This window comes from Acinetobacter sp. GWC1_38_13 (assembly GCF_001767535.1).
Lineage (GTDB): Bacteria > Pseudomonadota > Gammaproteobacteria > Pseudomonadales > Moraxellaceae > Acinetobacter > Acinetobacter junii.
Map to the genome: position 1 here is coordinate 21,912 of NZ_MELG01000007.1, position 10,625 is coordinate 32,536.

At 39.4% G+C, this 10,625-nt stretch carries 10 protein-coding genes; 5 read left to right on the forward strand and 5 right to left on the reverse strand.

Going from position 1 to position 10,625, the window contains the following annotated elements; translation table 11 throughout:
- The first annotated feature begins 42 nt into the window (after nucleotides 1-42).
- The 4 genes from A2003_RS00680 (at nucleotide 43) to A2003_RS00695 (ending at nucleotide 5,179) form a co-directional block, all read left to right on the forward strand.
- Nucleotides 43-2,448, forward strand: coding sequence for a glucose/quinate/shikimate family membrane-bound PQQ-dependent dehydrogenase (locus tag A2003_RS00680; protein ID WP_286686684.1), 2,406 nt, complete (start codon nucleotides 43-45; stop codon nucleotides 2,446-2,448).
- A 173-nt stretch (nucleotides 2,449-2,621) separates the two neighbouring features.
- On the forward strand, nucleotides 2,622-4,265 hold the full coding sequence (locus tag A2003_RS00685; RefSeq protein ID WP_004908811.1) for a nitrite/sulfite reductase: 1,644 nt from the start codon (nucleotides 2,622-2,624) through the stop codon (nucleotides 4,263-4,265).
- Nucleotides 4,258-4,743 carry a DUF934 domain-containing protein gene (locus A2003_RS00690; protein WP_004950495.1) on the forward strand — a complete coding sequence of 162 codons (486 nt, stop codon included), beginning with the start codon at nucleotides 4,258-4,260 and terminating at the stop codon, nucleotides 4,741-4,743. The genes A2003_RS00685 and A2003_RS00690 overlap by 8 nt, the downstream gene beginning before the upstream one ends.
- A gap of 82 nt (nucleotides 4,744-4,825) precedes the next feature.
- Nucleotides 4,826-5,179 carry a DMT family transporter gene (locus A2003_RS00695; protein ID WP_004908805.1) on the forward strand — a complete coding sequence of 118 codons (354 nt, stop codon included), beginning with the start codon at nucleotides 4,826-4,828 and terminating at the stop codon, nucleotides 5,177-5,179.
- Nucleotides 5,180-5,224: 45 nt separating this feature from the next.
- Here A2003_RS00695 and A2003_RS00700 read toward each other — a convergent pair whose 3' ends face one another.
- From A2003_RS00700 to A2003_RS00710, 3 genes are all read right to left on the reverse strand, one after another.
- Entirely contained in the window at nucleotides 5,225-5,668 is a 444-nt protein-coding gene (locus A2003_RS00700; RefSeq protein WP_286686685.1) for a VOC family protein, read from the reverse strand.
- 159 nt (nucleotides 5,669-5,827) lie between these two features.
- Nucleotides 5,828-7,003, reverse strand: a complete 1,176-nt coding sequence (locus A2003_RS00705; protein WP_005402111.1) for a thiolase family protein — start codon at nucleotides 7,001-7,003, stop codon at nucleotides 5,828-5,830.
- 112 nt (nucleotides 7,004-7,115) lie between these two features.
- Entirely contained in the window at nucleotides 7,116-7,628 is a 513-nt protein-coding gene (locus A2003_RS00710) for a GspH/FimT family protein (protein WP_125297911.1), read from the reverse strand.
- A gap of 386 nt (nucleotides 7,629-8,014) precedes the next feature.
- Here A2003_RS00710 and omp38 point away from each other — a divergent pair, with 386 nt between their 5' ends.
- Nucleotides 8,015-9,043 carry an outer membrane protein Omp38 gene (gene omp38, locus A2003_RS00715; RefSeq protein WP_286686686.1) on the forward strand — a complete coding sequence of 343 codons (1,029 nt, stop codon included), beginning with the start codon at nucleotides 8,015-8,017 and terminating at the stop codon, nucleotides 9,041-9,043.
- Nucleotides 9,044-9,167: 124 nt separating this feature from the next.
- On the opposite strand, the gene A2003_RS00720 is transcribed toward omp38, so the two are convergent.
- Together A2003_RS00720 and A2003_RS00725 are read right to left on the reverse strand one after the other, a co-directional pair.
- Nucleotides 9,168-9,326, reverse strand: coding sequence for a hypothetical protein (locus A2003_RS00720; RefSeq protein ID WP_004908791.1), 159 nt, complete (start codon nucleotides 9,324-9,326; stop codon nucleotides 9,168-9,170).
- Nucleotides 9,327-9,330: 4 nt separating this feature from the next.
- Nucleotides 9,331-10,536 (reverse strand): RtcB family protein, encoded by a 1,206-nt coding sequence (locus A2003_RS00725; protein ID WP_130574950.1) that lies wholly within the window; start codon nucleotides 10,534-10,536, stop codon nucleotides 9,331-9,333.
- Nucleotides 10,537-10,625: the final 89 nt, after the last annotated feature.

Genomic DNA, 10,625 nt, shown 5'->3' on the forward strand with positions numbered 1-10,625 from the left:
TGCTTAGTCATTCTAATAAATACAAAGATGCAAGGTGATCTTATGAATCAATCTGCTTCAAAATCAGGATTGCGAACGTTGACGGTAATGATCCTTGCCCTCATTGCTTTGTTCCTGCTTATTGGTGGTGTATGGCTCGCAGCTATTGGTGGGTCTTTTTATTATGTGATTGCAGGTGTGTTGTTACTCATCGTAGCAGTACAACTTTATAAGCGTGCTTCTGGTCCACTCTGGGTCTATGCCGCTTTAATGTTAGGAAGTGTGATTTGGGGTGTTTGGGAAGTTGGAACGGACTTCTGGGCACTGGCTCCACGTCTTGATGTTTTGGGTGTGTTGGGTTTGTGGTTGTTAGTACCTGCTGTAACAAGAGGTATTGATAAACTTGGCTCAAGTAAGGTTGCGCTATCATCGACTTTAGTTATCGCTATTGTGGTGATGGTGTACTCGATCTTTAATGATCCTCAAGAAATTAATGGTGTGATTCAAACACCTCAACCTGCACAAGCGAAAGCAGTTGATGGTGTAGCACCTGAGGACTGGCCTGCCTATGGTCGTAGTCAAGGAGGGGAGCGTTATTCTCCTCTGACTCAAATTAATGACAAAAATGTCAAAGATTTGAAAGTTGCTTGGACGTTCCGTACAGGTGATTTTAGAACTGAAAATGACTCAGGTGAAACGACTAATCAGGTAACACCAATTAAAATCGGCAACAATATGTATATGTGTACGCCACATCAACATTTGATTGCACTTGATCCTGCAACAGGAAAAGAAAAATGGCGTTTTGATCCAAAACTTAAAACGGACAAGACTTTCCAGCATTTAACTTGTCGTGGGGTGATGTACTACGATGCTGCAAACACCACTGAGTTTGCAACCAGTTTACAGGCGAAAAAATCAACTTCGACTGAATGTCCTCGTAAAGTTTTTGTTCCGGTTAATGATGGTCGTTTAGTCGCAGTGAACGCAGATACAGGTAAAGCATGTTCTGACTTCGGTCAAAATGGCGAAGTGAATTTACAAGAATTCATGCCATATGCATATCCAGGTGGCTATAACCCAACTTCACCAGGTGTTGTATCTGGTACTACAGTGGTAATTGCAGGTTCAGTGACCGATAACCATTCCAATAAAGAGCCATCAGGTGTGATTCGTGGTTATGACGTGAATACTGGTAAGTTGCTGTGGGTATTCGATACGGGTGCTGCTGATCCGAATGCAATGCCAGGTCAAGACACAACATTTGTGCATAACTCGCCAAATGCATGGGCGCCACTTGCTTATGATGCAAAATTGGACATCGTCTATGTACCGACAGGTGTAGGTACACCTGATATTTGGGGGGGCGACCGTACTGAGTTGAAAGAGCGCTATGCGAACTCAATGCTGGCGATTAATGCAACCACAGGTAAGCTAGTTTGGAGTTTCCAAACTACACATCATGATTTGTGGGATATGGATGTACCATCTCAACCTTCATTGGCGGATATTCAGGATAAATCTGGTCAAACGGTCCCTGCGATTTATGTCTTAACTAAAACAGGAAATGCCTTTGTTTTAGATCGTCGTAATGGTCAGCCAATAGTACCGATTACTGAAAAACCAGTTCCGCAAACAGTGAAGTGGGGACCACAAACTAAAGGTGAGTTCTATGCTAAAACTCAACCATTCTCTGACTTTAACTTAGCACCTAAAGATAAATTAACAGATAAAGACATGTGGGGTGCCACCATGTTTGACCAGTTAATGTGTCGGGTGAAGTTTAAACGTTTGAATTACGATGGTATTTATACACCACCTTCTGAAAATGGCACTTTAGTATTCCCTGGTAATCTCGGTGTATTCGAATGGGGCGGTATGTCAGTGAATGCTGACCGTCAAGTTGCAGTCATGAACCCGATTGGCTTGCCATTCGTAAGCCGTTTAATTCCAGCAGATCCAAACCGTCAAGCAGTCGCACGTGGTGCGGGTACAGAGCAGGGCATGCAACCGATGTATGGTACGCCATATGGTGTAGATATTAGTCCGTTCCTGTCTCCATTCGGTTTGCCTTGTAAGCAACCTGGTTGGGGCTTTGTTGCTGGTGTGGATTTAAAAACACACGAAGTGGTTTGGAAAAAACGTATTGGTACGATTCGTGATAGTTTGCCAAATCTATTCCAATTACCACCAGTGAAAATTGGTGTACCTGGTTTAGGTGGTTCGATTTCAACAGCAGGTAATGTGATGTTTGTTGGGGCGACTCAAGATAACTACATCCGTGCCTTTAATGTTTCAAATGGCGATAAGTTATGGGAAGCTCGTTTACCAGCAGGTGGTCAGGCAACACCAATGACTTATGAAGCTAACGGTAAACAATATGTGGTGATTATGGCGGGTGGACACGGTTCATTTGGTACTAAAATGGGTGATTATCTCGTTGCCTATGCTTTACCAGATAAGAACTAATTTCATTTGGAAATTGAATATAAAAGCTCAGATTCGTCTGGGCTTTTCCTTTTTGTAGTCATTAGATAGGCTTATCAATAAAACCGTTATTAAATATGCAAAAAAAGCATTTTATTGATGAAACAAAGCTCGTTATGCTAAACGCCTTTATAATGAATGACTAGCCATACGCCATGTATTTATATACGGATTTCGATCAACAACTGATTAACCAACGCGTTGCTCAGTTTCGCGATCAAACAGAACGCTATTTAGCAGGAAAATTGACCGAAGACGAATATCGTCCATTACGTTTGCAAAATGGTTTATACGTGCAACGTTATGCGCCGATGCTCCGTATTGCCGTGCCGTATGGCTTGATGAATACTAAACAACTTAGAAAAATTGCTGAAATCGCGACCCAATACGATCGTGGTTATGCTCACGTTTCAACACGTCAAAACATTCAGTTAAACTGGCCGGCATTAGAAAATGTTCCAGATATTTTAGCTGAACTTGCGACAGTGCAAATGCATGCTGTACAAACCTCAGGTAACTGTATTCGTAACACCACCACTGATCAGTTTGCGGGTGTTGTTGCAGGTGAAATTGCTGATCCGCGTCCTACATGCGAATTGATTCGTCAGTGGAGTACATTCCACCCCGAATTTGCATTCTTGCCACGTAAGTTCAAAATCGCCGTTTCTGCTCTTGAAGAAAAAGATCGTGCTGCAACAGCATTTCATGATATCGGTGTTTATATCGTACGCAATGATGCTGGTGAGATTGGTTATAAAATCATGGCGGGCGGTGGCTTAGGTCGTACACCAATTATTGGTAGCGTCATTCGTGAGTTCTTACCACGTGAAGATTTGATTGCTTATCTTGAAGCGACTTTACGTGTATATAACTTACATGGTCGTCGTGATAACAAATATAAAGCACGTATCAAAATTTTAGTTAAAGCACTTACGCCAGAAGTCTTTGCTCAAAAAGTTGAGGCTGAATTTGAGCACACACGTGAAGCTCTAAGAATTCAACCAGAAATCTTAAAAAAATTGGATGAAGAATTTACACCATTCGATTATCAAGACCTAGAAGATGAGGATTTCACAGCATTATTCGCTGAAAATCCAAAGTTCAAACAATGGTACAACGTCAATACTAATGCTCATAAAGTTAAAGGTTATCGTATCGTTACGATTTCTTTGAAGCGTGCTGGTATTGCTCCTGGTGACGTAACATCAGAAGAAATGAACTTAATCGCTGATTTAGCAGATAAGTATACGTTTGGCGAGTTCCGTACTACACATGAACAAAATATTTCATTGGTAGACGTACCACAGAAAAATTTATTTGAATTGTGGCAAACGCTTGAACAGCACAACATGGCTCGTGCACATATTGGTTTTATTACCGATATTATTTGCTGTCCAGGTGGTGATTTCTGTTCATTAGCTAACGCAAAATCAATTCCTATTTCAGAAGCGATCACACGTCGTTTTGAAGATCTTGATACCATTTATAATTTAGGTGAACTAGACCTAAATATCTCAGGATGTATGAATGCTTGTGGTCATCACCATGTAGGCAATATTGGTATTCTTGGTGTAGATAAAAAAGGTGCTGAGTTCTATCAAATCACTTTAGGTGGTAATGCGAATCATGATGCATCTATTGGTGATATTTTAGGACCATCTTTTGCTGCAGATGCTGTACCCGACGTGATCGAGGAAATTTTGAATACTTACCTAGATTTGCGTACTGAAGGTGAGCGTTTTATCGATACATACCGTCGTGTAGGGATTCAGCCATTTAAGGAGCGTGCTTATGCTTAATACATCGCTACAAGTGCTTTCTAAAGATGGCACGATTGCAGACAATACTTATCAAGTTATTGCAGAAGATGGAGCAATTCCCCAAGGTGATGTTGTTTTAACAACAGCTCAATTGAATGAATTGCCAAATATACAAGGTAAAAAAGCGTTGTATATCACTGTAAATGATTCACCTGAAACACATCAGTTCCCTTTAAGCGAATTAGATGCAATATTCATTGAATTTGCTGGTTTTAATGATGGTCGTGGATATTCATTCGCAGCATTATTGCGCCGTCAAGGATATCAAGGTGAGTTGCGTGCAGTTGGTGATATCTTTAAAGATGTTTTAAATTATTTAAAACGCTCTGGGTTTGATACCTTTGTAGTAAAAGAAGGTAAAGATATTCAGGAAGCAGCAGCTGGTCTGCAGGACTTTACAAATCCTTATCAAGCTTCAACAGCTGTACCTCAAGCAAGCTATCAAACTGGTGCATAAGCCACCCGTAATCAATAAGCTGAACTAAGGTTCAGCTTTTTTGTTTTGTAAAATTGGATTAATCAAGAGCTGAAAAATAACAATGCTAACTCTCTTATCAAAAATCAATCCAGGTGTAATTTGGCTATTAATCGCTATAGCAACTGATGTACTTTCAACTTTTTATTCAGCCAAAGCAAATGGATTGGTCAATAAACTGGATCAAGGTATTGCTTTGGTACTGTATCTTATTTCGTTTACTTGTGCTGCGATTGCTTTGAAATATATGCAAGCCGGAATTTTATATGTGCTTTGGTCTGGTATTGGTGTAATTGCGACAGCAGCACTAGCAAAAGTTTTTTTGGGGCAGAATATTGATTTAGCGGGTTGGATTGGAATCGGTTTTATTACCATCGGTTTGATGATAATTGCACAATACTCAAATATTGATGTTTAAAAGTACTATCAAAAAAGTTTCTTTTGATAGTACTTAAGATTTTTCTTATATATCTTCTAACTGACAATTCACCATCCATTTAATGCCGAACTGATCAGTGAAAGCACCGTAAAGTGCACCCCAGAAAGTTCTTTCAAGTTGCATTTCAATATGACCATGAACGGAAAGCTGATTGAATAAACGGCGTGCCTCAGTTTCATCATGTTCAATATTAATAGAAATATAATGATTGTTTCCTTGAATGAAACCCGCATTTGGGGCACAGAATTGATCGTTTACATCTGATCCCATTAAAACTGTATATTCATTGATTGGTAACGATACATGTAGAATTAAGCTTTTATCGGCCTCAGCTAAAGTTACACCTTCTGTCGGCGGCATATCTCCATAACGGCTAATCATTGCAAATTCACCGCCAAAAACTGATTGATAAAAAATAAAAGCTTGTTCTGTTTGTCCTTTAAAGTTCAAATAGTGATTTAGTTGCATTTTTTGCTCCTTGTTGTTTTTTTATACACTGCATAACGTACCGATATTTGAACGCTGGGTGAATTATTTTTTGTAATTATAGAAAACAGAAATCCTGCATATAGCAGGATTTCTGTTGCAACCTTACTATTATTTAATAGTAAGGTTCACACGTTATTTTTAGAGTAGTTCAATCGCAACAGCAGTCGCTTCACCACCACCGATACATAATGCTGCAACGCCTTTCTTACCGCCAGTACGCTTGAGTGCGTGGATTAATGTAAGAATGATACGTGATCCCGTAGAACCAACAGGGTGGCCTAAAGCACAAGCACCACCATTGATATTCACTTTTTCAGCATCTAGTTTAAAGTCATCGATTGGGCACATTGTCACCATAGCAAAAGCTTCATTGATTTCCCAAAGATCAACTTCTTGTGCATCCCAACCTGCTTTCTTCAATACTTTCTCAATCGCACCAACAGGAGCAATTGTGAATTCAGAAGGGTGTTGAGAGTTAGAAGCCGTAGCGATGATTTTTGCTAAAGGTTGTAAACCACGTGCAGAAGCAACATCTGCTGAAGTAAGTACAAGTGCAGAAGCACCATCAGAGATAGAGCTTGCATTTGCAGCGGTAATTGTACCGTCTTTTGCAAATGCAGGTTTCAAACTTGGAATTTTATCAATTTTTGCATTTAATGGTTGTTCGTCTTGATCAACAACAACATCACCTTTACGGCTAGAAACAGTTACTGGAACGATTTCATCTTTGAAATAACCTTCAGTAATTGCTTTTTGTGCACGTTGTAAAGAGCGAATTGCAAAGTCATCCATTTGCTGACGGGTATAGCCACGAGTATTTGCCATATCTTGTGCAAATGAACCCATTAAACGACCTGTTTCAGCATCTTCTAGACCATCAAAGAACATATGATCTTTAATTTCACCATGACCCATGCGGTAACCTGCACGGGCTTTTGGTAAGACGTAAGGAGCATTAGTCATTGACTCCATACCGCCAGCAACGACGATCTCAGCGCTACCAGCTTTGATCATATCTGCTGCTTGCATCACTGCTTTCATACCAGAGCCACACAATTTGTTAATTGTTACAGCACCTGTAGAGTCAGGTAAGCCTGCTTTACGCATTGCTTGGCGTGCAGGTCCTTGTTTTAGTCCCGCTGGAAGAACACAACCCATGATAACTTCTTCAACATCAGTTGGTTGTAAGCCTGAACGTGCGATCGCTTCTTTGATCGTGATTGCGCCTAATTCAGGTGCTGTAGCACTTGATAAAGCACCTTGGAAGCCGCCCATAGCTGTACGAGCGCCATTTACAATTACGATGTCAGTCATTGTATGTCTCCAGACTTATAATTTGCTGAGAATGTTCAAAACCTATGCAGTATATTAAAAAAACTCTGTCAATAAAGTGTTTTACATCGTATTCGCTAGACTGAAGAGTTTTTTAGCAGGTGGAAATTTCTTGCGTACGAACATGCCCCATATTACTTAAGATGATTTGGAGATGGTGGTTTGATCGACTAGAACAATAATAGAAACTGCCATTTGAACCACGTGGTAACCCCGTATCTCCCTGAAAGGTGAGTGAGTTAATATTCAGAGTGCCACGCCATGCCAATGAGCCATATTTAGGTTGGACTGGATTTGAATACAGAATAGTTTCTGTGTTATCGCGTCTTTTATTACGATTAGCGTCAAGAAAACCAATAAATCCATGATTCCAATCGCTACTACAAGAACTAAAGTCTTGAGTTGCGCACAACGTCACATTTTTCTGATGGGTTTGTGCATCGGATTTGGCTTTTTGTATGTAAATTGTGAGAGTCTTTTTAATTTGTTCTACTTCATTTGAAATTAATATTTCGATGAAATATGGATGTGCTAGGCTGACTAAAATTGCGGAAATTGCAATCGTAATGATGATTTCAGGCAGCGTAAAGCCGGAAAATTTAAACATAATATTACCTGTTGGTGTTTCTGTAATTTTTTTATTAACAAAGTGTTAAGTAATTACTGTATTTATTAATTTAAGTTTACTATTGCGAAACTAAAGATTACTTCATGCAGCAAATGCTGTTAAACTTGAAGCGAGCGAACAATAAGCTATTCAGACTTTAAAATTGAATTAAAATTTACTGAACTACAACGGAAATTGTAAGAAATTTTGTCAATAATTTGCGAGGTTAAAGTTATCAAGCACTTGGAAAATTCATCAAGTGTTTGTATGATTCAAAGTGAAGTGAATAGCTTAAAAATAATACTGTGAACACTTCCGTGTTTATGGGGCCAAAAATCATAGGCTAAGCTTGAACAACAAACAATTGTTATCTCTGGAGGATATCCATGAAATTGAGTCGTATTGCACTTGCTATGCTTGTTGCTGCTCCTTTAGCTACTGCTAATGCGGGTATAACTGTTACTCCATTAATGCTTGGTTACACAATGTTCGATACTGAACATAATAACCGTGGTGACAAAGGTCAATTAACTCCTGGTGCAGAACTTGACGATGATTTATTCGTTGGTGCTGCTCTTGGTGTTGAATTAACTCCGTGGTTAGGTGCGGAAGTTGAATACAGCCAAATCAAAGGTGATACAAGCGCGAATAACGACTATAAAGGTCGTAACATTGCTGGTAACGCTTATGTGACTTCTGATTTGATCACTAAAAACTATGACAGCAAAATCAAACCTTACGTATTAGCTGGTGCTGGTCACTACAAATACGAAAGCGATGACATCTACGGTGGCGAGCAAGAAGGTACATTAGCTAACGCTGGTGGTGGTGTTTTCTGGCGTTTAAATGATGCTTTGTCTCTTCGTACAGAAGCTCGTGGTACTTACCACTTTGACGAAAAATTCTGGAACTATACAGCTCTTGCTGGTTTAAACGTAGTTCTTGGTGGTCACTTGAAGCCTGCTGCTCCTGTAGTAGAAGTTGCTCCAGTTGAGCCAACTCCAGTTGCTCCTCAACCGCAAGAGTTGACTGAAGATCTTAACATGGAACTTCGCGTATTCTTTGATACGAACAAGTCAGACATCAAACCACAATACAAATCTGAAATTGCTAAAGTTGCAGAGAAGTTAGCTGAATACCCGAATGCGACTGCTCGTATTGAAGGTCACACAGATAACACTGGTCCACGTAAGTTAAACGAACGTTTATCTTTAGCTCGTGCTAACTCTGTTAAATCAGCTCTTGTAAACGAATACAACGTTGATGCATCTCGTTTGTCTACTCAAGGTTTCGCTTGGGATCAACCGATTGCTGACAACAAAACTAAAGAAGGTCGTGCTATGAACCGTCGCGTATTCGCTGCGATCACTGGTAGCCGTACTGTTTTAGTTCAACCAGGTCAACAAGCTAAATAATTGAGTTTTTGAACTAAAAAAAGCGACTCTTATGAGTCGCTTTTTTATTGCCAAATTTAAAATAAATAAACATTTTAATTCTCCACACTTTTGAATCTTATATATCCAAGATTTAAGATAAAAATTACCACACACCTTTACTTAGTTGTTGTTTGGTTTGTTGACGATCCCGACGATGTTGTGCACGAGGCTTCTCAGTTTCATGTATTCCACCTTTCTGTAGTAAAGGGGATAATGCGACGGGATTGCGAACTTTGATTTTAGGCATTGCTTTAAGTTTCATTTATTTAACCTTTTATACATAGAACTTGTTTTAGCGTGTGAATGATCTCGATGAGATCCGATTGATTTTGCATGACCTGATCGATGTCTTTATAAGCGCTAGGAATTTCATCAATTACACTTGCATCTTTGCGACATTCGATTCCTCGAGTTTGTTGAATTAAATCATCTTGGCTAAATAACAATTTTGCCTTATGACGACTCATTCTCCGACCTGCACCATGTGAACATGAGCAGAATGCTTCAGGATTTGCTTTACCTTTAACAATATAAGAACGTGTACCCATAGAACCCGGAATAATTCCTAATTCATCAAGTCCAGCACGAATTGCACCTTTACGTGTTATAAAAAGATCTTCACCGAAATGATTCTCTCGACTGATATAATTGTGGTGGCAATTTATAGCTTCTTTAGTGAGTTGAAAGGGTGGAAGTAGGGGGCGAATGGCTTCTAAAATTAATCGCATCATTTCACGACGATTTTCAAAAGCATATTCTTGAGCCCATTCAACGGCTTCAACATAATCATTAAAACTACAGGATCCTTCTGCGAAATAACTTAAATCTTTATCTGGAACATGACCAAAACGATGTTGAGCTTCTTTCTTAGCTAGTTCAATAAAATACGTGCCGATCACATTACCTAATCCACGACTGCCAGAATGTAACATGACCCATACATCTTGATTTTCATCTAAGCAGAGTTCAATAAAATGGTTACCACCACCTAAAGTACCAAGTTGTTTTTGCCAAGTTAAATCAAAATTTCTGAGCATTCTGATTAAACCAGGATGTTTTTTTACGATTGGTTGTAAGCGTTTTTCTAACGGAATAATGCTAGATGCTTTCGCTTTCACTTGTTTATGTAACTCAAATCCTACGGGAACTTTTCGTTCGATTGCATTACGCAATGACGAAAGATTATCAGGAAGTTGTGAAGCTTTTAAATTGAGTCGAATCGCATTCATACCACAGCCAATATCTACGCCCACAGCTGCGGGTATAATTGCATGTTTAGTTGGTATAACGCTTCCGACTGTCGCACCTTTACCAACATGTACATCGGGCATGACTGCAATATGAGAATAAACAAATTGCAGCTGTGCCATCTTCTTCAGTTGTTCAATGCTCTCATTATCAATATCGTTAGTGAATATCTTCACAGGTACACCGTATTGAGCTTCAGCATTGAGTATTTTTTGTATGCCCATTTTTATTTCTCGATTGTAAGCGTCCGCTGAACACACCTTATGAATTCATCCTATAAGCCTTAATTTAGTCCCCACTTAAAAACAAGTGG